We start from the raw sequence: 21,653 nt of genomic DNA on the forward strand, positions 1-21,653 counted from the left end.
ACATGCCCGAACGTCGTTTTATGCCGTTGACCACCCGGCAGGGTGACTACGCGGCGGCCTTCGCGAGCTTCAGGCGCGGCCGCCCGGTCAGCGCCCGGCTGCCCGGCAGGCGCCGGAGCACCTCGACGATCAGGATCGTCAGCGCGATCGTGCCGACGTAGATGATCACGCTCAGCCAGGGCGCGCCGAAGCGCTCGGCCACGTGCGGGATCACCGGGCCGAGGAAGGCCAGCGCGAGCGGGTGGACCAGGAAGATGCTGAACGACCGGTTCGCCGCCCACGAGACCACCCGGGCCCCGCGGCCGCCTTCCCGGCGCCGCGCCGACCACCACGTGCTGAACGCGTAGATCGCCGCGATGACCGTGAGGAACCACGGGATCAGGTACGGCTGGAACGGGTCGCTGGCCACCTGCGGGAACGTTCCACTGTGGACGGTCCGGAGGTAGTACCACTCGGTGCCGGCCAAGACCGCGACGAGCGCGCCGCCGAGCAGCAGCCGGTGCCGGCCCGCCCAGGCGTGCACGGCCTCGAAGTGCATGGCCACCACGGCCCCGAACAGCGTGTAGAACTGGTAGGGCAGGATCGTGGCGTACAGGTGGGTGATCGTCTCGTAGCTGACACCCAGCGGCTGGTACGTCATGAACAACGTCACGCCGACCTGCAGCAGCCCGCTGCCGAGCAGCAGCCACTTGTGCTTGCCCGCGGTCGCCCGCAGCAGCTTCATCAGCAGCGGGAACAGCAGGTACACCTGCATCGTCACGAGCAGGAAGTACAGGTGGTACCAGGCGCCGCCGGTCACCAGGTCCTTCAGCAGCAGGCGCATCGACGCCTCGAGCGAGCCCGGCTGCTGCGTGCCGGTCACCAGCGAGAACGCCCAGAAGAACATCGTCCACGCCAGGTACGGCGTCGCGACCAGCGGCAGCCGCCGGCGCCAGAAGTCGCTCGCGGTCAGCTCGCGGCCGCGGTTCTGGAACACCAGCACGAACCCGGTCAGCGCGAAGAACGCCTCACGCGTGAAGTGCAGCGGGGTCTCGACGGCGTTCGCCCCGACGTCCTGGGCGAAGTTGGTCGCGCCCACCACGTGGATGAGGATCACGCACGCGAACGTGATCAGCCGGAAGAGGTCGATCTGGTGCAGGTACGGCGCTTTCCCACCCGGTCTCGTGGTCCGGGCGGGAGCTTCGAGAGTGGCCTGGGCAGTCGTCATCGTGCCGCCGTTCCGGCACCGTCGTCGGCGTGGTTCACGTTGTCAGACTTGCCACCCATTCTGTGAATTTCCCATGAAGGCACTGGGAAGCGCCTGTTGGCGGGGCCCCGGCGGGCTGTCGGATATGCCACGTCCGCTCAGGGAGCGGGGAGCCGTGGATCATGTTAACGCGTGAGCCCTCCGGTACCGAGCGTGACCTTCGTCATCACCCGGCCGGCCGCTCCGATCAGCGGAGAGCATCCCGATCGGCCTCCTCCCGGACCGCTTCGAGCGCACTCCGTAGTTCCGTCGTCCCGACCGAACCGAGGGCCAGCCGGAGCGCCTGCGGCACCGCCGTCGTCGTCGCGAACGGCTCCGCCGTCGAGACCGCGACCCGCCGCCGGGCCAGTGCCGCCGCGATCCGGTCCGGCCGGGAGTCCCGGGCCAGTGGCAGCCACCGGAAGTACGACGAGGGGTGCCCGAGCCAGGGCAGCCCGGCGAGCACTTCGGAGGCGAGCGCCTGGCGCCGCCGGGCGTCTTCGCGCTTGTCCGCCTCCAAGCGCTCGACGGTACCGTCGTCGAGCCAGCGGCGCGCGACGGCCACCGTCAGGGCCGGGGTGTTCCAGGTCGTCGCGCGGATCGCCGTCTCGACGGCTGGGACGAGCTCGACCGGCGCGGCGGCGAACCCGATCCGCAGCCCGGTCGCGACGCTCTTCGAGAGCCCGGACACGTAGACCGTGCACTCCGGGGCGAGCGCCGCCAGCGGCGGCGGGGCGTCGGCGGCCAGGTACGCGTACGAAGCGTCTTCGATGATCGTCACGCCGTGCCGCCGGGCGATCTCGACCAGCCGCGCGCGCTGCTCGGCGGAGAGCACCCAGCCGAGCGGGTTGTGCAGGGTCGGCATCGTGTAGACCGCGCGGACGCGGCGCCGCCGGCAGAGCCGGTCGAAGGCGTCGAGGTCGGGACCGCCGTCGGTCACCGGCACCGGCGCGACCTCCAGCCCGAGCGTGCGCGCGAGCACCCGGAACCCGGGGTAGGTGACGGCGTCGGCCGCGACGACGTCCCCCGGGGAGAACAGCGCCATCGCCGTCACGGCGAGGCCGTGCTGGGCGCCGCCGGTGATCAGCACCCGCTCTCGGCCGACGTCCAGCCCGCGCAGCCGCAGGTGCCGGGCGACGGCGGCCCGGTCTTCGGCGCGGCCGCGGTGCGGCTGGTAGCGCAGCAGCGCGTCGAGATCGCCCGCTGTGGCGAGGTCCCGCAGCGCCTGGCGCAGCAGGTCGGCCTGCCCGGGCACGGCCGGGTAGTTGAAGCTCAGGTCGACGGCGTCGGCCGCCACCGACCGCTCGTCGGCACCGTCCCCGGCGGCCAGGTCGCGGACGAACGTGCCCCGCCCCTGTTCACAGCTGACCAGCCCCATCGCTTCGAGCTCGGCGTAGACGCGGGACGCCGTCACGACGGCGATGCCCTCGTCCGCGGCCAGCCGGCGGTGGGTGGGCAGCCGCGCCCCGGCCGGCCACCGCCCGGCCCGGATCCCCGCCGCGAACGTGTCGACGACGCCCTTGTACTTCGGCACCCGCACGCACCCGATTGTAGGCAGGACAATTTGTGGACTGTCCTGGATCGGCGGCCTTAGCGTGGCCGCCATGCACACCGCGATCCTGACCTTCGACGGCTACAACGAACTCGACTCGCTGATCGCCCTCGGCGTCCTGAACCGGGTGCCCGGCTCACGCGTGTCGATCGCAAGCCCGGCCCCGCGTGTGACGTCGATGAACGGTGTCACGATCGACGCCGCGATCGACCTCGAGGAGGCGTGCGCCGCCGACGCCGTCATCGTCGGCAGTGGCGCGCGGACCCGCGAAGTCGTCGAGGACCCGGCGATCATGGCCACGCTGAGCCGGCTCGACCCCGCCCGGCAGCTGCTGGCCGCGCAGTGCTCCGGCACGCTCGTCCTGGCGAAGCTGGGACTGCTCGCCGACGTGCCCGCGTGCACCGACCTGACGACCAGGCCGTGGGTCGTCGCTGCCGGGGTCGAGGTGCTGAACCAGCCGTTCTTCGCCCGCGGCACACTCGCTACCGCGGGCGGCTGCCTGGCCTCGACCTACCTCGCGACATGGGTCATCGCACGGCTCCACGGCCTCGAAGCCGCCGAGCACGCGATGCACTACGTCGCCCCGGTCGGCGAGAAGGAGGACTACGTCGCGCGAGCGCTGCGCAACGTCACGCCCTACCTGGAGCCGGCGGTGGCCTGATCCGTGCCGAAGAGCGACGTGAGCGTCACTTCCCGGTTGACGCGCACGTGCTCGACGGCTTCGGCGTGCGCGCGCTCCGCGTCGCCCGAGGCGATCGCGTCGTAGAGCCGGCGGTGCTCGTCGAGCAGCTCGGTCCAGTGCTCGTTCTGGCTGGTCAGCCAGCGGAGCCGGCCCTGCAGGGGCTGCAGCATCGTGGTGAGCAGCGTGTTGCCCGCGATGGCGACGATCTCGTCGTGGAAGCGCGAGTTGAGCACGGTGATCTTGGCGGCGTCGCCACGGGCGGTCGCGCGGGCGGCGTCGGCCAGCATCCGCTCGAGCCGCTTCAGCTCCGGCGCGCCCGCCCGTTCGGCGGCGCGCCCGGCGGCGAGCCCTTCGAGGGCCTCACGGACGTCGAACAGCTCCTCGACGTCGACCCGCGCCAGCTGCCGGACGACGATCCGCCGCGCCGACTGCTCGACGAGGAACCCTTCGGCTTCGAGGCTGCGGATCGCCTCGCGCACGGGCACCCTGGACACACCGAGGTCCTCGGCCAGCTCCCGCTCGACCAGCCGGTCGCCCGGGCGGAGCCGGCCGGTCAGGATGCGCTCGCGCAGCTCGTCGCGCACCCGCTGCCGGGTGGCCGCGAGGGGTTGCCGCTCGCTCGCCGTTGTCACCGGTTCCCTCCCTCAACATGCCTGTAACACAAGTTTACGGGCCGGAGGGTTGACGACGGCGGACGTGAGGGTGATATTTGGGATGCCAAATTTTGGTATCCCAAATCGCCGTCGCTGCACGTCGATCGGAGGCAAGCATGACCGCCGCCCCGCTCACCGAATCCCAGCAAGAGACGAGCTCACCGCCGGATCCCCGGCTCTGGAACGAAGACCTCGCCCCCGCGAAAGACCGCCGGTGGAAGGTCTACGACATCTTCGCGCTGTGGATGTCCGACGTGCACAACCTCGGCAACTACACCTTCGCGGCCGGGCTGTTCGTGCTCGGCCTGTCGGCCTGGCAGGTCTTCACCGCCCTGCTGTTCGGCTTCGTGATCATCTACGTCGGCATGAACCTGATGGGCCGGATCGGGCAGCGCACCGGTGTGCCGTTCCCGGTCGTGGCGCGGATCAGCTTCGGCACGTTCGGCGCCAACCTGCCCGCGCTGATCCGGGCGGTCATCGCGATCTTCTGGTACGGCATCCAGACCTACCTCGCGAGCGTCGCCATCACGCTGCTCGTGCTCGCCATCGACCCCGGCCTGAAACCGTTGACCGAGCACGGTTTCCTCGGCCTGCACGCGCTCGGCTGGATCTGTTTCGTGGCCCTGTGGGCAGTCCAGGCGCTCATCCTGACAAGGGGCATGGAGTCCGTGCGCAAGTTCCAGGACTGGTGCGGCCCGGCGATCTGGGTCGTGATGATCGCCCTCGCCGTCTGGATCCTCGCTGCCGGGCACTGGAACATTTCCCTGACCAGCAGCCCGAAACAGCTTTCGACGGGTGAGCAGATCCGGCAGTGGTTCGGCGCGGCCGGGCTCATCCTGGCCACCTACGGCACGCTGATGCTCAACTTCTGCGACTTCTCCCGCTTCGCGCCGGACCAGAAGACGGTGAAGCGCGGCAACTTCTGGGGCCTGCCGATCAACTCGACGGCGTTCGCGCTGCTGTCGGTGATCGTCACCGCGGGCAGCATGCAGGTGTTCGGCGAGGCCATCACCGACCCGGCGGAGCTGTTGTCGAAGGTGCACAACACTCCCGTGCTGATCGTCGGCGCGCTGACGTTCGCCATCGCCACCATGGGCGTCAACATCGTCGCGAACTTCGTCTCCCCCGCCTACGACCTGGCCAACATCTGGCCGAAGCGGATCTCCTTCACCATCGGCGGGATGATCAGCGCGGTCGCCGCGCTGTGCGTGCTGCCGTGGAAGCTGTACTCCTCGCCGACGGTCGTCAACTACTTCCTCGGCGGGCTCGGCGCGTTCCTCGGGCCGCTGTTCGGCATCATGATCGTCGACTACTACCTGATCCGCCGCGGCAAGGTCGACGTCGCGCAGCTGTTCGTCGACGGCGGGATCTACCCCCGCGTGAACCCGCGCGCGCTCGTCACGTTCTTCCCGACCGCCGCGCTCGCCGCGGTGATCGCGCTGGTGCCGTTCTTCGCCCCGGCCGCGCCGTACTCGTGGTTCATCGGCACGGCGTCGTCGGCGTTACTGTACTTCGCGGTCTCGAGGAAGCACCGATGAAGATCGTCGTCACCAACTGCAACACCACCGAGGCGATGACGAAGGAGATCGAAGCCGGGGCCCGCGCGGCCGCGAGTCCCGACACGGAGATCCTGGCGCGGACCCCGAAGTGGGGCCCGGAGTCGGCCGAGGGGTGGCTGGACAGCTTCCTGTCCGCCGCAGCGGTGCTGGACCTGTTGCGGGGCCTGGAAGAACCGTTCGACGCGGTGGTGCTCGCGGGGTTCGGCGAGCACGGCCGGGAAGGCGCGCGCGAGCTGCTGGACGTCCCGGTCGTCGACATCACCGAAGCCGCCGCGCACCTGGCGTGCCTGCTCGGCCGCCGCTACGGCGTCGTGACCACTTTGGACCGGACGGTCGGGCTGATCGAGGACAGCCTGCACACCGCCGGGGTCGCGCGGAACTGCGTCACGGTCACCGGCGCCGGGCTGGGTGTGCTGGAGCTGACCGACGAACGCCGGACGGAGTCGGCGCTGCTGACCGCCGGCCGTCGGGCGCGGGACGCCGGGGCGGAGGTGCTCGTGCTCGGCTGCGCCGGGATGACCGGGCTGGACCGGAAGATCGCCACGATGCTGGACATCCCGGTGATCGACGGCGTCGCGGCGGCCGTCCGGCTCGCCGAGTCGCTCGTCGGCCTCGGGCTGAAGACCAGCCGCGCGGGCTCTTACGCCAAGCCGCTCGACAAGCGCCGGACCTGGCCCGATTGACACCCACCGCACGGGGACGCCAGAATCCCCCTCAGCCGTACCGCCGCCCGGTGACGACGTGGGGATCTTGACGTCCCCGGAAGGCGGTCGACGTGCGAAGGCTCCGCGTTCTCGGCGCGATGGCGGTATCCGCGAGTATGCTCCTGGTCCCGATCAGCGGAACGGCGGCCGCCGCGTCGCCACCGCACACGATCGTCACCGACGGCGCCAAGCTCGCGAACATCAAGCAGGCGCTGCGCGGCGGGCACGCGTCCCAGGCCCAGCGGGACGCGCTGAAAGTCGTGCTGGCCAAGGCGAACACCGCGCTGACGGCCGGGCCGTGGTCGGTGCTGGACAAGCCGACCGCGCCGCCGAGCGGCGACAAGCACGACTACCTGAGCCAGGCGCCGTACTGGTGGGCGAGTGAGAAGACCCCGGAAAACCCGCAGGGCTGCCCGTACGTCAACAAGGACGGCCAGCGCAACCCCGAGGCCGACGCGATCACCGACCACACCTACCGGATGGTGGCCTGGGACGCGATGTACTACCTCTCGCTCGCCTGGTACTACACCGGCGACGCGAAATACGCGAAGCGGGCGGCACTGGACATCCGGACCTGGTTCCTCGACCCGGCCACCAAGATGAACCCGAACATGACCTACTCGCAGATCATCCCGTGCAAGACCACGATCAGCGGCACCGGGATCATCGACTCGACGCAGTCGTTCAGCCAGGTGCTCGACGTCTTCGCCCTCCTCGACGGCGGCGCGCCGGGCTGGACCGGCAAGGACCGCGACGGCGTCAAGGCGTGGCTCACGCAGTACCTGAACTGGATGCAGACCAGCCCGCAGGCGAAGCTGGAACTGGCCGCCACCAACAACCACGGCACCTTCCTCGACATGCAGAACGCGACGATCGCCGCGTACCTCGGCAAGCGGGACACGGCGAAGAAGATCGTCCTGGACGCCGAGAAGAAGCGGTTCCCGGTGCAGTTCGCCGCCGACGGCAGCCAGCCGCTGGAGCTGTCGCGGACGATGTCGTGGCACTACGTCAACTTCAACCTCACCGCGTGGGGCCGGATGGCGGAACTCGGGAAGAACCTCGGTGTCGACGTCTGGAAGTACACCGCGCCGAACGGGGTGACCCTGCGCAAGGTCGTCGACCAGCTGATCCCGGGCGCGCTGCAGGGCGCCGCGGGCTGGCCGCACCAGCAGATCGGCGTGTTCGACCAGTCGATCGCGGCGGACATCTTCCACGCCGCGGCCGCGGCGCTGAAGAAGATGCCGCTGCCCGCCGGCGGGGACACCTGGCCGGTGCGCGTGTCGTGCTTCCCGCTCGACCCGCCGCTCAAGTAACCCCTACCAACGCTGGGAAATCCGGACACCACACCCCATAGCGCACGCTTCGCGAGATTGGTCTAGTCCAAAGTATTGACACTCGGTGTCCTCGCGCGCACATTCATGACCGGGGCCGGACCCGCTTCGTGAAGAACCGTCGCGTACGCCCTCTCCCGCGCCGTCGCGGCCGGGAGAGGGCCGTCCGCCTGCGCGAGGAGACAGCATGGCCAGAGGAGTTTCCCGAAGACTGGCGTGGTTCGCCGCCGCCGCGGCCGCCGTGGTCGTGGGCGCGCTCACGATCGCCGGACCGGCCGCCCAAGGCGCCGCCGCGGCGACCTCCGGCGGGGTCCGGATCGCCTACTTCGACCAGTGGTCCATCTACCAGAACGCCTACTACCTGAAGAACGTCGACTCCATCGCCAACAACCTCGACTACCTGCTCTACGACTTCGAGAACATCGACCCCACCAACCACACCTGCTTCGAAGCGACCAAGGCGACCACGCCGGACCCGGGCGGCGAGACCGACCCGAACGCCGGCGACGGCGGCGGCGACCAGTTCGCCGACTACCAGAAGTCGTTCGGCTCCGACATCAGCGTCGACGGCACCGCCGACGTCTGGAACCAGCCGGTCGCCGGCAACTTCCACCAGCTGCAGGAGCTCAAGGCGCGGCACCCGAACCTCAAGGTGCTGCTGTCGATCGGCGGCTGGACGTACTCGAAGTACTTCTCCGACGCCGCCGCGACCGACGCCTCGCGCAAGAAGTTCGTCAGCTCGTGCCTCGACATGTTCATCGAGGGCAACATCCCGGCGGCCGGCGGGTACGGCGGCCCGGGCACCGCGGCGGGCATCTTCGACGGCATCGACATCGACTGGGAGTACCCGGCTTCCCCGACCGGGCACGTCGGCAACCACTACAGCGCCGCCGACACCGCGAACTACACCGCGCTGATGGCGGAGTTCCGCAGTGAGCTGGACGCGTTGGGCGGCAAGCACTACGCGCTGTCGGCCGCGTTGCCGGGCGGCCAGGACAAGATCGCGAAGATCCAGACCGACAAGATCGGCCAGTACCTGGACTTCGGCAACGCGATGACCTACGACATGCACGGCGCGTGGGACGCGACCGGGCCGACGAACTTCCAGGACCCGCTGTACTCGTCTCCGAGCGACCCGTCGGGCACGATCCCGCCGGGCACCGAGAAGTACACGATCGACTCGGTGGTCAAGGACTACCTGCACGGCAACAGCGCGTACGGCATCGCGGGCGGCTTCCCGGCGAACAAGCTGACACTGGGCATCCCGTTCTACTACCGCGGCTGGACCGGCGTCCCGGCCGGCTCGAACCACGGGCTCTACCAGTCCGCTTCGGGCCCGTCACCCGGCCACGCGTTGAGCGGCAACGTCCCCGGTGTCGCGATGTACAAGGAACTGTCCGGCCTCGTCGACAACCCGGCGGACACGTACTGGGACCCGGTCACGCAGTCGGCCTGGTTCTACGACGGCACGAACTTCTACGGCGGCTCGTCGGCGCAGTCGATCAAGGCCCGCACGGACTACATCCACTGCACGGGTCTCGGCGGCGCGATGATGTTCTCGCTCTACGACCTGGACCCGGGTTCGACGCTGTTCCACGCGGTGGTCAACGGCTTGGCGGCCTCGACGCCGAACTGCTCGACCCCACCGCCGACCACCACCCCGACGACCCCCACCACACCCACGACCCCGACTACTCCGACAACCCCCACCACCCCGACCACGCCCACCACGCCGACCACCCCGACAACGCCGCCGTCGATGCCCGCGTGGGCCCCGAACACGGCGTACGCGACGGGTGCGAAGGTGACCTACAACGGCGTCACGTACACGTGCCGGCAGGCCCACACCTCACTGGTGGGCTGGGAACCGCCGAACGTCCCGGCGTTGTGGCTCGCGAGCTGACCGTCAGTTCCCCGCGGGGTTGCTGACTCCCGGTGCGGGGGCCTGGGCGTTGCCGGCGATGCCGTAGCGTCCAGCGCCCCCGTCGAGCTGTTCCTTCAGCGCCAGCACGGTGCTCACCCGTCCGGCGGAGGTGTCCACGTTGTCCACAGTGGACAGGATCGACGTCGCCGAGGTGTCGGCGCGGACCACGCCCAGCGCGCCGGTGCCTTCCGCGGAACCGGCGTCACCGGCCAGGACCGTGCCCGCGCCGGTGCGGTCGAGCTGGGTGGCGAAGCGGGCGATCGTCGCCGCGCGGTCACCCGCGCCGTCGCCGGTCGCCTGGGCGCCGGTGAGCACGACCGCCAGCTGCGCCGGCTTGACGTCCGGGCCCGCCTTGACGAACCCGCCGTCGGTGAGCCCACCGAGGGCGGCCGCCAGCTCCTCCCCCGAGGACTGCGGTTTGGCCGTGGTCTTGTCCAGCAGCAGCACGGATCCGAGCAGCGCGCCGGCCAGCGTGCCGGAGTCGCCCGCGGTCGGGAACTTCGACCCGGCGGGCTGCAGCCGCGTGACGACGTCGCGGAGCTGGTCGGCCTTGTCGGGGTCGGCGAACGCGGCGGTCAGCTGCACCTCACCGGTCACCGAAGCGCCGGACTGGCCGATCAGCTGCTTGAGCGCGTCCCGGTCGGCCGGGCGTGCGTCCTCGGTGGTCACCAGCACCACCGACCGCTTGTCCAGCACCCCGGCGACGACCTTCGGCCCCATCGCGCCGGCGAACGCGTCCGCGTCGGCCAGGCGGGCGTTGAGCGCGTTGCGCTGCGCCTCGAGGTCGGAGACCTGGCTGCCCAGGTCCTTCTTCTCCCCCGCCAGCCCGGACAGCAGCGAGCCGTTCAGCGCGGTCGAGCCGAGCACGACCCCGACGGCGAGCGCGAGGAAGCAGGCGGCGATGGAAACGACGTGGTAGCGCAGCGAAATCACGTGAACAGTCCCTTGACCCAGGCGGCGAGCGAGTTCCAGGTGTGCCGGAGCCAGTCCAGGTAGACCGAGCCGACGTCGGACACCAGCAGAGCCGCGGCGACGACCACGACCGCGGCGAGCACGAGCAGGACGACCGCGCCGATCGACACCCGGCTGCGGTGCAGCGTCGCCACCGCTTTCCCGTCGACGAGCTTCGTGCCGAGCTTGAGCCGGGTCAGGAACGTCGACGGGTTCGAACCGGACCGGCCGTGGTCGAGGAACTCGCGCAGGGTGGCCTGGAAGCCGACCGTGACGACGAGGTTCGCGCCGTGCGCGTCGGCCAGCAGCAGCGCGAGGTCTTCGGCGTTGCCGGTCGCGGGGAACGTCACCGCACCGATGCCGAGGTCCTGGATCCGTTCGACCCCGGGCGCGTGCCCGTCGGGCTGCGCGGGAACCACGACCTCCCCGCCGCCGCGCAGGGTGACGGTGCCGATGCCGGTCGGGTCGCCGACGATGACGTCCGGCTTGTACCCCTGCACCCGCAGGGTGTCCGCGCCGGCGTCGACGCCGATCAGCACCGGCCGGTGCTCGGCGACGTACTTCTTGAGCTTCTTGAGGTCCTCGGCATGCCCGTTGCCGCCCGCGACGACCAGCACGTGCCGGTCGCGGATGGCCACCTTCAGCTCCGGCACGCCGACGCCGTCGAGGATCAGGGTGCGCTCGCGGCGGAGGAACTCGATGGTGTTGGCCGAGAACGCCTCCAGCTGCGTCGACATCCCGGCCTTGGCCTCGATCATCTGGTCCGCGACGCTGTCGGCGGTCTGCTCGATGCCGGAGGCGACCTGGCGCTCGCCGACGAACACGAGGCCGTCGTGCAGCCGCAGCTTCGTGCCGTCCTTGATCGTGCGCAGCAGCTCACCGCCGACCGAGTCGACGAGCGGGACGCCGGCGGCGATCAGGATCTCGGGGCCCAGGTTCGGGAACCGGCCGGAGATCGACGGCGACGCGTTGACCACGCCGGCGACCTCGGCCTCGACCAGGGCGTCGGCCGTCTGGCGGTCGAGGTCCAGCTGGTCGAGCACGACGATGTCGCCGGGACTGATCCGGCGCAGCAGCTCCCGGGTCCGGCGGTCCACGCGGGCGACGCCGGTGATCCCCGGGAGGGGTTCTTGGTTCCGCGTGAGCAAGCCGGTGAGCTTCATGTGGCCGATGGTGACAAATTTGCTCGTGGGACGATGTGCGCCACGCCGTAGCCGAGGTGACTCGTTGTGGTGACCTCCCCCGCACGGGTCAGGCCTCGGACTCCTCCGAAAGCGACCCGAAACCGAGGTTCACCCAGGGGCTCGCCGGGTCCTGAAGGAGCTGGTGGTGGACCCGCACGGCCGCCGGGTACCACTCGCCGAACTCGTCGTCCTCGGCGTGCAGCACCCGGCCCATGACGTACCCCGCCGACAGGTCGGCCCATGACTGGTGGTAGCGACGCGCCAGCGAACCCGCCTCGAGCACCATCAGCTCGGCGGTCAGCGCGTCGCAATAGCCGGCCGCCAAGCCCCAGCGAGCGATGTTGACCGCGCGGCCGACGTCCCAGGACAACGCCGTCGTGACGAACCCGTCCGCGTCGACCAGGCCGTCGGCCCGGAACCGCTGCTCGCACCGCGACACCCGGCGGACGGTGTGGCGCAGCTCGTCGGCCTGGTCGGCCGCGTCGTTCTCCGCGCACCACCGGTCCACCAGCTCGGCCCAGGTCAGCGGGTCGAGCTCCCCGCCGGTCAGGCCGTACTCGGCGGCGAACCGCAGGCGCAGCATCAGCACCAGGTTGCCCGGGGTCAGCGCGTACCCGTCGCCGATCAGGTCGGCCATGGTGGCGCGCCAGCCCGGCGGGTCGGGCACGCCCCACCAGTCCCGCAGGCCCCGGACCTCGGCGACGTAGTCGTGGTAGCGGGCGTCGAGCACGTTCCACGGCGCGGCGTTCAGCACCGCCAGGTGCGCGCCGCAGGCGAGGGCGTGCGCGATCGGCCCTTCGAGATGCCCGTACGGCGCGGTGATCAGCCGCTCGACCTGCTCCTCCAGCGGCGTGACGTCGTCGAGGTGCCCGTCGAGCCACGGCTGCAGCGTCGCGCCCGGCAGCCGCCACTCGCCCCGCGTGCCGCGGTTGAACACGACCCGCTCGTGCCGCCCGACCCCATCGACCGCCCAGTCCAGCGCGCCGCTCATGGCCACCACGTCCGAGCCGAGGTCCGGCAGGGCGCCGCGCGTGAAGACCTGCAGGAACTCGTCACCGCCGGTCTCGAAGTAGACGTTCGGGAAGGTCTCCGCGCGCTCGTCGAGGATGCTCAGCGCGTCCACCCGCCGGATCGGGACGAACAGCTCTTCCCCGGCGAGCAGGCCGAGGTAGCGGTCGAGGTCGCCGTCCCGCCGCGCGGCGGCGAGCTGGGCTTCGAGGTCGGCCGGCGGCGGCACGATCACGGGGCGGCTCCCTCCGCTCGGCCGGTCAGCACGACGAGCTTGCCCGCCGTCCGGTTGTGCTCCAGGTCGTCGTGCGCCTGCCGGATCTCCGTCATCGGGTACACCTTCGCGGGGCCGAGGCTCGTTTCGCCGGCGGCGATCCGATCGAGGTGGCGCTGGAGGACGGAGGCGGGCAGGTCGTCCGCCTCACCACCATAAGCGGTCAACCGCACCCCGGCGGGAAGGTATCCGATCGGATAGAAGTTCGAGATCGTCCATTGGTTGGACAACATGCCGGCGAAGCAGACCGTGCCGTGCACGCGCGTGGCGTTCAGGGTGTCCGGCAGGGTCGGGGTGCCGACCAGCTCGAGGGCGGCGTCGACCCCTTCGGGCGCGATCTTCCGGACCTGCGCCGCGACATCGCCGTCGTCGGAGAGCGGGTGGTCGACGCCGTGTTCGCGCAGGGTGCCGAGCCGGTGCGGCTGCCGGGTGGTCGCGAAGACCGTGGTGCCGAGGTCCTTCGCCAGGGCCGCCGTAGCGAAGCCGAGCGCGGAGGTGCCCCCGCGGATCAGCAGCGTCTGGCCCGCCTTGAGGTCGAGGCCGGTGGTGAGCGAGCCGTACGCGGTCTGCAGCGTCTCCGGGACCTGGCCGAGGACCGCCCACGGCAGGTCCGAGCGGAACGGGATGACCTGCCCCTTCGGCACCACCGTGTATTCGGCGTACCCGCCGTCGAAGGTGCGGCCCATCCCGCCCATCATGGTGGCGACCTGCTGCCCGGGCGTGAGTTCCCCGTCCGGGTCGGCGTCGACCACGCCGACGGCCTCGATGCCCGGCACGCGCGGGAACGTCACGCCGTCGGCCAGGCCGAGACGGGTGTGCAGCTCGGAGCGGTTGAGGCCGAACGCCCGCACCGCGATCCGCACCCAGCCGGGTTTCACCTCGGGCAGCGGGAGGTCGGTGAGTTCGAGGTTCTCGACGGGACCGGGTTCCCGGAGGACGACTGCGCGCATCGTGGACCCTTTCTTCGCAAGCGAACAGTCCGCACAACAACTGTCCGCGCGAGTACTATTCCCGGGGTGAGCTTGTCCCGGGACCACGACGAGGCCTGGCGCGGCTTCCTGCGCTCGTCGGCCCTGCTGCTGCGGGTCCTCGACGCGGAGCTGCGCACCGAGCACGGCATGACACACCGGACGTACGACGCGCTCGTCCAGCTGTCGGAGGCCCCGGACCGGCGCCTGCACATGAAGGACCTGGCCGACGCGCTGGTCCACAGCACCAGCGGCCTGACCCGGCTCGTCGACGGCTTGGAGCGCGAAGGGTACGCACAACGCGAAGTGGACCCGGGCAACCGCCGCGCCACCCTGGTCGTGTTGACGCCGAAAGGCTTGGCGGCGCTGGAGAACGCCTGGCCGACACACGTCCGCGGCGTGCAGCGGTACTTCGCCGACCACGTCAGCGCCGAGCAGGCGCAGGTGCTGGCGGCGGTGTTCCGCGCCATCACCGCGGACCTGGACGCCGGCTGACCCGCCCTACTTCTTCTTGGCCCGCTTGCGCTTCGGCTCGAAGTCGGCCTTGTCCTTCTCCGCCGTCGCCAGGAGCTCCTCGGCGTGCGCGCGGCCCGTCTCGTTGTCCATGCCCGCGAGCATCCGGGCCAGCTCGCTCACCCGGTCGGACTGGCTCAGGTTCTTCACACCGCTGCGCGTGACCCCGCCGGTGTGGCCCTTGTCCACCACCAGGTGCTGGTCGGCGAACGCGGCGACCTGCGGCAGGTGCGTGACCACCAGGACCTGGTGGGTGCGCGCCAGCCGGGCCAGCCGGCGGCCGATCTCGATCGCCGCGCGGCCGCCGACCCCGGCGTCGACCTCGTCGAACACCAGCGTCTGCACCGTGTCCGCGTGCGCGAGGACCACCTCGATCGCCAGCATCACCCGCGACAGCTCACCGCCGGACGCGGCCTTGTGCACCGGCAGCGGCGGCGCGCCGTCGTGCGCGCGCAGCAGCAGCTCGACGTCGTCGACGCCCTCCGCGCCCGCGTGCACCGCGCGGCCGTCGAGCACCAGCGCGTGCGTGTCGCCGTGCTCGGCCGGGCGCTGCTCGACCGTCACCTCGATCGCGGCCTGGCCCATCGCCAGCCCGGACAGCTCCCGCGTGATCTCCGCGGCCAGCTCGGCGGCGGCCTTCTCGCGGGCCGCCGACACCTCGACGGCGTGCGCGGCCAGCTGCACCGCGAGCTGGTCGCGCCGCATGCCCAGCTCCGCCAGCGCCTCTTCCGAGGTGTCCATCGACTCCAGGCGGCGCCGGGCGTCGTCGGCCCAGGCGAGCACGCCGTCGACGTCCGCCGCGTACTTGCGCGTCAGCCGCTTGAGGTCGCCCTGGCGCGCCAGCACCTTCTCCAGCAGCGCCGGGTCGGCGTCCAGCGTCTCGACGTAACTGCCCAGCTCGGCGCCGACGTCGGCCAGCAGCACCGACGCCTCCTCCAAGCGCGGCGCCAGCTCCCGCAGCACGGCGTCCTCCGACGTCGAGAGCCGCCGCAGCGCCTCCGAGACCAGGCCGGCCGCCCCCGGGGCGTCCGGGTCACCGTCCGGGGAACCGGACACCGCGACGTGCGCCTCGGTCGCGGCCGCGCGCAGCTCGTCGACCGCCGCGAGTCGCTTGATCTGCCCGGTGAGCTCGACGTCTTCGCCCGGCTCCGGCGCGACGGCGTCGATCTCGGTCAGCCCGTGCTTGAGCAGGTCGGCCTGCTGGGCCAGCTCCCGCGAGCGCGTCGACCGCTCGGTCAGCTCGGCGATCACCGCCAGCCACTCGGACCGGACCTCCTGATAGGCCCGCAGCGGCTTCGCCACCGCGTCACCGGCGAAGCGGTCGATGACCGCGCGCTGCTCGGCGGGCCGCAGCAGCCGCAGCTGGTCGTTCTGCCCGTGCACCGCGATCAGCTGCTCGGACAGCTCCGCGAGCACGCCGACCGGCACGGACCGGCCGCCCAGGTGGGCGCGGGACCGGCCGTCGACGGCGACCGCGCGCAGCGCGATCACACTGCCGTCTTCGTCCACGTCCGCACCCGAATCGGTGACGATCCGTTCGGCGCCTTCGACGCCGGAATAGGTGAACCGCCCTTCCACGAACGCCTTGAGCATCCCCGTCCGGACCTTGGACACCTCGGCCCGGCCCCCGGAGAGCAGGTGCAACCCGGTGACGACCATGGTCTTACCGGCACCCGTCTCACCGGTCACGACGGTGAAGCCCGCGTGCAGTTCCAGCAGGGCGTCCTCGATGACTCCGAGGCCCTGGATGCGCATCTCGGCCAGCACGCCGCCTACCGTAGCGGCCCCCACCGACACTCTGCGCGCGCGGGAGCCCGGCGAGTCGCCGATATGTTCGAATGGATCGCCGAGCGGTCCCTACTCACACGGACGCGCGTGGCGCTCGCGCCAGCTCTTCACCGGCAGCGAGAACTTCTGCACCAGCCGGTCGGTGAACGGCCCGTCCCACAGCCGGACCAGCCGGACGGGCGTCGTGCCGCACGTCACCCGGACCCGGGCGCCCGGCGGCAGGTCGATGAGCCGGCCGCCGTCGCAGGTCAGGACGGCGGACGAGCCGTCGGGGTCGATCCCGACGGTGATCACCGAGTTCCGCGAGACGACCAGCGGCCGCGCGAACATCGCGTGCGCGTTGCTCGGCACGACCAGCAGCGCCTGGACGTCGGGCCAGATGATCGGGCCGCCCGCCGAGAACGCGTACGCCGTCGAACCGGTCGGTGTGGCGCACAGCACACCGTCGCAGCCGAAGGCCGACACCGGCCGGCCGTCGACCTCGATCAGCGCGTCCAGCACCCGTTCGCGGGTGCTCTTCTCGACGCTGGCCTCGTTGAGGGCCCAGGTGCGGGCGAGCTCGGTGCCGCCGTCGGTGACGGTGACGTCGATGGTCATCCGCTCTTCGACCTGGTAGTCGCCGTCGACGACGCGCTGCACGGTGTCGGCCAGCGCGTCCGAGTCGGCCTCGGCGAGGAAGCCGACGCGCCCGAGGTTGACCCCGAGCACCGGCACCCCGGCCGGGCGGGCCAGCTCGGCCGCGCGCAGCAGCGTGCCGTCACCGCCGAGGACGAACACCAGCTCGACCCCCGCGGCGGGGTTGTCGTCCGGGTCGACGACGGTGCAGGTCGAGCCGACCCCGTGCTCGTCGGGGTTGATCAGCGCGCAGACGTCGTCCTCGATCACCCGGATCCGGATGCCGGCCTTGGCGAAGCGCGCCGAGACCTCGCGCGCGGCTTCACCCGTCGCTTCGCGGTCGGGGTGCACCATGAGGAGCACTTCACGTTCGGTGGTCATGCGGGCCCTTCCTCGACGGCGGTTCGGACGAGCCGCTCGGCCTCAGACCTGTCTACCGCGTCCACAATGGACTCGGCCATGTGTTCTTTCTTCAGCCACACGAAGTACTCGACGTTCCCGGACGGCCCGGGCAGCGGGCTGGCGGTCACCCCACGCAGCGCGAGCCCGAGCTTCGCGGCCTCGTCGATGACGGTGAGCACCGACTCGGCGCGCAGCTCGGGGTCACGCACGACACCGCCGCTGCCGAGGCGGTCCTTGCCCACCTCGAACTGCGGTTTCACCATCGGCACCAGGTCGGCGCCTGCTCGCGCGCAGGCGGCGAGCGCGGGCAGCACGAGCTTGAGGGAGATGAACGAGAGGTCCCCGACGACGACGTCGACCTGCCCGCCGAGGTCGTCGGGTGCGAGGGAGCGAACATTGGTGCGGTCCATGACCACTACACGTTCGTCGGTGCGGATCCGCCAGTCGAGCAGGCCACGGCCCACGTCGGCGGCGATCACGGTCGCGGCGCCGTTGCGCAGCAGGACGTCGGTGAAGCCCCCGGTGGACGCGCCGGCGTCGAGGCAGCGCTTGCCTTCGACACTCAGGCCGTCGAACGCCGCCAGCGCGCCGAGCAGCTTGTGCGCGCCGCGCGAGGCCCAGCCGGGGTCGTCCTCGTCCTTCACGACGATGGGCGCGTCGGTCTCGACACCGGTGGCGGGTTTGCTCGCCACCAAACCGCGCACGGTGACCTTGCCGCCGGTGATCAGGGCCGACGCCTGCTCGCGCGACCGGGCGAGGCCGCGCCGAACCAGTTCCGCGTCGAGGCGCGCCCGCTTGGGCACCGTGGTCAGACCTTGTCGATGCTGGACAGGGCGACCGTCAGCTCGGTGTGCACGGCGTCGAAGCGCTCGACGTGCTCACCGAGCGGCAGCGCGTCCAGGTCGTCCAGGCCGGCGACGGCTTCTTCGATGCCGGCCCGCGGGTCGGTCTGCTGCGAGAACGAACCGGGCGGCGGGCCCGGGACGGGGTAGGGGTGGTCCTGCACGGTTCGAACGGTATCAGTCAGGCGAGCTTCGCCTCGGCGCGCGCGCCGAGTTCGGTGACGCCGGTCTCCCAGGCCGTGTGGCACAGCGCGCGCAGCAGGTCGAGGTCGTCACCGTCGCCGGTCACGGCCAGGGCGCCGTCTTCGACGGTCACGGTCCAGCCCGGGCGCGGCCCGATCTTGAGGTCCTCGGCCTTGGTTTCGAGAGCCGTGAGGTCCCGGGCGAGGTAGGTGGCGCGCTCGGCCGGGATCGCCTCGATCAGCTGTTTCGGCGTCGCGACACCGGAGAGCACGACGAGCGAGTCGACGCCCGCGGCGACCGCACCGGCGATGTCGGTGTCCAGCCGGTCACCGACCACGAGTGGATGCTCCGCACCGGCGGACTTCGCCGCGGTCTCGAACAGCAGCGGCTCCGGCTTCCCGGCGACCAGCGGCTCGACGTCGGTGGCGGTGCGCAGCGCGGAGACCATCGAGCCGTTGCCCGGCAGCAGGCCACGCTCGCTGGGCAGGGTCGCGTCGACGTTGCACGCGACCCACAGCGCGCCGGCTCGGATGGCCAGGCAGGCTTCGGCGAGCGCAGCCCAGGTGTTGTCGGGCGAGTGACCCTGCACCACCGCCTGGACGCCGTCGCCGTTCTCCCGGACCGGCTTCAGCCCGGCGCCGGCGACCTCGGCCGCAAGCGACTCAGTGCCAACGACGAGGACCTCGGCGCCGGGCTCGAGCCGCTCCTTCAGCAGCTGCGCCCCGGCCTGCGCGCTCGTGTGCACCTCGCCGGCCTCGGCGGGCACGCCGAGCTCGGTGAGGTGGTCGACGACCTCCGCCGGGGCCTTGGACGCGTTGTTCGTCACGAAGCGGACGGGTGTGCCGTGCTCGCGGGCGGCGCGGACGGTCTCCGGGGCGCCCGGGATCACCCGGGTGCCGTGGTAGACGGTGCCGTCGAGGTCGAAGAGGACCGCGTCGTAGGCCGCGAGCAGGGCGTCACTCATCGGTGGCTTCGGTGTCCTTCACTTCTTCGGCGGCCTTCACTGCCGCGGCGTCCTTGTCCTGCCCGGCGTTGGCCAGGTCGGCGGCGCGCTCGGACGCGTCGGTCTCGTCCTCGGCGTCGGCGTCGGCCGAGTTGAGGAACCAGCGGACGGCCTCTTCTTCGCGCCCGGCGGCGGCGAGGTTGTCGGCGTAGGCGTAGAAGAGGCGAGCGCTCCACGGGTCGCGCTTCTCGGCCTTGAGGTCGTCACCCTGCAGCGAGACGACGGCGGCGTCGAGCTGCCCCAGGTCCCGGCGCGCCCCGGCCGCGACGATCGCGAGCTCGACCTGAGTCGCCTTCGCCAGCTTCGCCGTGTCGGCTTCCTTCGCGAGGTCGAGAGCCCGCTCGGGCCGGCCCAGCGCCCGCTCGGCGTCGGCGATGATGGCGATGTGCTCGTCGCTGCGCGTCATCCGCCGGACGGCGCGCAGTTCCGAGAGCGCCTCCGACCAGTTGCCGGCGTGGTAGGCGACCAGGCCGAGCGCCTCACGCACGATCGGCACGCGCGAGGCCTTGGCCTTGGCGTACTTGGCGTGCTCGAGGGCGGCCTCGGGATCACTGTCGATCAGCCCGCCGGCGGCGACAAGGTGCTTCCCGACGGTCTCCGCGAGCCCCTTCGGCAGAGTCCGCAGCTCGCGGCGGACCTCTTCGTCGAGGTCGGAGTACTCGATGTCTTCGGGCAGCTCGGGCGCCTCGAGGAGCTCCTTGGCGAGGGCTTCGTCGTCGAGCGGGCCGCCGACCTTGGGCCGCGGGTCGCGCCGCGGCCGGTCGTCCCGGCGGTCCTTCCTGTCGTAGGCCCGAGCGGCGGGGCGGCTGTCGCCGGTGCCCCGCTTGGCCGAGTCACGGTCGTCGCGGCGCTGGTAGCTGCCCCGGGAGTCGCTGCTGCTGTTGCTGCTGCTGTTGCTGCTGCGGTCACTGCGGTCGTCGTCGCGGCGCTGATAGCTGCCGCCACGAGAATCGCTGCCGCGGTTATCGTCCCGCCGCTGGTAGTTGCCGCCGCGGGAGTCGCTGCTGCCGCGGGAGCCGCGGTCATCGTCTCGGCGCTGGTAGCCGCCGCCACGGGAGTCGCTCCCACCGCTGCGCGTGCCGCGGTCGTCATCGCGGCGCTGGTAGCTGCCGCGGGAATCGCCGCTGCCGCGCGAACCACGGTCGTCGTCTCGGCGCTGGTAGCTGCCACCACTGCGGGTGCCGCGATCGTCGTCCCGGCGCTGGTAGCTGCCACCGGAGCCACTGCCGCCGGAGCGGTAGCCGCCACCGGTGCGGGAGCTGCGGTCGTCGTCCCGGCGCTGGTAACCGCCGCGGTCGCCCCGCGAATCATTGCCGCCGCGATTGCGGTCGTCCGACCGGAAACTGCCGCGGTCACCGCGTGAATCGTTTCCGCCGCGCTCGCGATCATCGGAACGGAATCCGCCGCGGTCGCCCCGCGAATCGTTTCCGCCGCGATTGCGGTCGTCCGGACGGAAACTGCCGCGGTTGCGGTCGTCCGAGCGGAAGCCGCCGCGGTCACCGCGCGAATCACTGCCCGAGCGCCCGCGGTCGTCCGAGCGGAAACCACCCGAACGAGCGCCGCCGCGGTCGTCGTCGCGGCGGCCGGAGCCGCTGCGGTCCTCCCAGCGCGGCTTGCGGTCGCCGAACGACGACTTGCCCTGGGGACGGCCGCCACCGGGCCGGCCACCGCGGTCATCGCGGCCCGTCCCACCGGAACGCCTGCCGCGGTCTTCGTACCGGCCACTGCCGGAGCGGGCGGGCCCGTCGGAGTACCGGCTGCCACCACCCGACCGGCCGCCCGAGTCGCGGCCGGCGTAACCGCCGCCCCCGCGACGGTCGTCACGGCTGTCGGACCGGCCACCGCTGTCACGGCTCTGACCTGCGTATCCTCCGCGCTGCTCACGGGGACCGTCCGAGCCGCGGAAGGGCTTGCCACCCCCGCGAATCCCACGGTCGTCACGGCGAGGGCGCCCCTGGTGTCCACCGTCGCGGCCGCCGCGGTCCTGCCGGCCACCACGTCGGTCTCCCCCGGGTCCGTCCGACCGGCCCCGGGAGCCTTCGTCCCGGCGTGCCGACCGGCCTGACCCATCATCCGCTGAGTCTCGTCGACCGAACTCGGACACCTGGCCTCCTGCCATGAAAAAATCTTGTTCCGGACATACGCGTACGGCCCGCTAGGGCAGCCAACTGGCTATCCTAACGGGCCGTACGGAAGGTAAGTTCGGCGGTGTCCTACTCTCCCACAACCCTTCGGTTGCAGTACCATCGGCGCTGTCAAGCTTAGCTTCCGGGTTCGGAATGGGACCGGGCG

At 71.4% G+C, this 21,653-nt stretch carries 19 protein-coding genes and 1 rRNA gene; 6 read left to right on the plus strand and 14 right to left on the minus strand.

Going from position 1 to position 21,653, the window contains the following annotated elements; all coding sequences use genetic code 11:
* Positions 1-46: 46 nt before the first annotated feature.
* A complete protein-coding gene (locus tag ACZ63E_RS28005) occupies positions 47-1,207 on the minus strand; it encodes an acyltransferase (protein WP_465339075.1) in 1,161 nt (386 codons plus the stop codon).
* Positions 1,208-1,433: 226 nt separating this feature from the next.
* Positions 1,434-2,765: an aminotransferase-like domain-containing protein gene (locus ACZ63E_RS28010; protein ID WP_465339076.1), complete on the minus strand. Its 1,332-nt coding sequence runs from the start codon at positions 2,763-2,765 to the stop codon at positions 1,434-1,436.
* Positions 2,766-2,829: 64 nt separating this feature from the next.
* On the opposite strand from ACZ63E_RS28010, the gene ACZ63E_RS28015 reads away from it, so the two are divergent.
* Complete coding sequence (locus ACZ63E_RS28015) at positions 2,830-3,438, plus strand: DJ-1/PfpI family protein (RefSeq protein ID WP_465339077.1); 609 nt, start codon at positions 2,830-2,832, stop codon at positions 3,436-3,438.
* Here the strand turns inward: ACZ63E_RS28015 and ACZ63E_RS28020 are convergent.
* Positions 3,414-4,091, minus strand: coding sequence for a GntR family transcriptional regulator (locus tag ACZ63E_RS28020; RefSeq protein ID WP_465339078.1), 678 nt, complete (start codon positions 4,089-4,091; stop codon positions 3,414-3,416). The two genes, ACZ63E_RS28015 and ACZ63E_RS28020, sit on opposite strands and share 25 nt — an antisense overlap.
* Before the next feature lie 137 nt (positions 4,092-4,228).
* On the opposite strand from ACZ63E_RS28020, the gene ACZ63E_RS28025 reads away from it, so the two are divergent.
* The 4 genes from ACZ63E_RS28025 (at position 4,229) to ACZ63E_RS28040 (ending at position 9,609) form a co-directional block, all read left to right on the plus strand.
* Positions 4,229-5,650, plus strand: a complete 1,422-nt coding sequence (locus ACZ63E_RS28025; protein WP_465339079.1) for an NCS1 family nucleobase:cation symporter-1 — start codon at positions 4,229-4,231, stop codon at positions 5,648-5,650.
* Positions 5,647-6,354: an aspartate/glutamate racemase family protein gene (locus ACZ63E_RS28030; protein WP_465339080.1), complete on the plus strand. Its 708-nt coding sequence runs from the start codon at positions 5,647-5,649 to the stop codon at positions 6,352-6,354. The genes ACZ63E_RS28025 and ACZ63E_RS28030 overlap by 4 nt, the downstream gene beginning before the upstream one ends.
* A 137-nt stretch (positions 6,355-6,491) precedes the next feature.
* Positions 6,492-7,688, plus strand: coding sequence for an alginate lyase family protein (locus ACZ63E_RS28035; protein WP_465339081.1), 1,197 nt, complete (start codon positions 6,492-6,494; stop codon positions 7,686-7,688).
* 205 nt (positions 7,689-7,893) lie between these two features.
* Positions 7,894-9,609 carry a glycosyl hydrolase family 18 protein gene (locus tag ACZ63E_RS28040; protein ID WP_465339082.1) on the plus strand — a complete coding sequence of 572 codons (1,716 nt, stop codon included), beginning with the start codon at positions 7,894-7,896 and terminating at the stop codon, positions 9,607-9,609.
* A 3-nt stretch (positions 9,610-9,612) separates the two neighbouring features.
* Here ACZ63E_RS28040 and ACZ63E_RS28045 read toward each other — a convergent pair whose 3' ends face one another.
* The 4 genes from ACZ63E_RS28045 to ACZ63E_RS28060 all read right to left on the minus strand — a co-directional run bounded on the left by ACZ63E_RS28045 (position 9,613) and on the right by ACZ63E_RS28060 (position 13,997).
* A complete protein-coding gene (locus tag ACZ63E_RS28045; RefSeq protein WP_465339083.1) occupies positions 9,613-10,563 on the minus strand; it encodes a copper transporter in 951 nt (316 codons plus the stop codon).
* On the minus strand, positions 10,560-11,744 hold the full coding sequence (gene steA / locus ACZ63E_RS28050) for a putative cytokinetic ring protein SteA (RefSeq protein WP_465339084.1): 1,185 nt from the start codon (positions 11,742-11,744) through the stop codon (positions 10,560-10,562). Before steA ends, ACZ63E_RS28045 begins: the two co-directional genes overlap by 4 nt.
* An 88-nt stretch (positions 11,745-11,832) precedes the next feature.
* Positions 11,833-13,008, minus strand: coding sequence for a DUF1266 domain-containing protein (locus tag ACZ63E_RS28055; protein ID WP_465339085.1), 1,176 nt, complete (start codon positions 13,006-13,008; stop codon positions 11,833-11,835).
* Positions 13,005-13,997 carry a zinc-binding alcohol dehydrogenase family protein gene (locus ACZ63E_RS28060; RefSeq protein ID WP_465339086.1) on the minus strand — a complete coding sequence of 331 codons (993 nt, stop codon included), beginning with the start codon at positions 13,995-13,997 and terminating at the stop codon, positions 13,005-13,007. The genes ACZ63E_RS28055 and ACZ63E_RS28060 overlap by 4 nt, the downstream gene beginning before the upstream one ends.
* Before the next feature lie 66 nt (positions 13,998-14,063).
* Here ACZ63E_RS28060 and ACZ63E_RS28065 point away from each other — a divergent pair, with 66 nt between their 5' ends.
* Positions 14,064-14,510 (plus strand): MarR family winged helix-turn-helix transcriptional regulator, encoded by a 447-nt coding sequence (locus ACZ63E_RS28065; RefSeq protein WP_465339087.1) that lies wholly within the window; start codon positions 14,064-14,066, stop codon positions 14,508-14,510.
* A 6-nt stretch (positions 14,511-14,516) separates the two neighbouring features.
* Here ACZ63E_RS28065 and recN read toward each other — a convergent pair whose 3' ends face one another.
* The 7 genes from recN to rrf all read right to left on the minus strand — a co-directional run.
* Positions 14,517-16,295: a DNA repair protein RecN gene (gene recN, locus ACZ63E_RS28070; RefSeq protein ID WP_465339088.1), complete on the minus strand. Its 1,779-nt coding sequence runs from the start codon at positions 16,293-16,295 to the stop codon at positions 14,517-14,519.
* Between the two features lie 90 nt (positions 16,296-16,385).
* Positions 16,386-17,312, minus strand: coding sequence for an NAD kinase (locus ACZ63E_RS28075; RefSeq protein WP_465339089.1), 927 nt, complete (start codon positions 17,310-17,312; stop codon positions 16,386-16,388).
* Positions 17,309-18,136: a TlyA family RNA methyltransferase gene (locus ACZ63E_RS28080; RefSeq protein WP_465339090.1), complete on the minus strand. Its 828-nt coding sequence runs from the start codon at positions 18,134-18,136 to the stop codon at positions 17,309-17,311. Before ACZ63E_RS28080 ends, ACZ63E_RS28075 begins: the two co-directional genes overlap by 4 nt.
* 5 nt (positions 18,137-18,141) lie before the next feature.
* The gene (locus tag ACZ63E_RS28085; protein ID WP_465314383.1) at positions 18,142-18,339 is read right to left on the minus strand and encodes a hypothetical protein; all 198 of its coding nucleotides are present in this window, start codon (positions 18,337-18,339) and stop codon (positions 18,142-18,144) included.
* Positions 18,340-18,356: 17 nt separating this feature from the next.
* The gene (locus tag ACZ63E_RS28090) at positions 18,357-19,322 is read right to left on the minus strand and encodes an HAD-IIA family hydrolase (RefSeq protein ID WP_465339091.1); all 966 of its coding nucleotides are present in this window, start codon (positions 19,320-19,322) and stop codon (positions 18,357-18,359) included.
* Entirely contained in the window at positions 19,315-21,465 is a 2,151-nt protein-coding gene (locus ACZ63E_RS28095) for a tetratricopeptide repeat protein (RefSeq protein ID WP_465339092.1), read from the minus strand. The genes ACZ63E_RS28090 and ACZ63E_RS28095 overlap by 8 nt, the downstream gene beginning before the upstream one ends.
* 96 nt (positions 21,466-21,561) lie before the next feature.
* A 5S ribosomal RNA gene (gene rrf, locus ACZ63E_RS28100) occupies positions 21,562-21,653 on the minus strand; the annotation flags it as partial.

The organism is Amycolatopsis sp. NPDC104819, assembly GCF_055583145.1.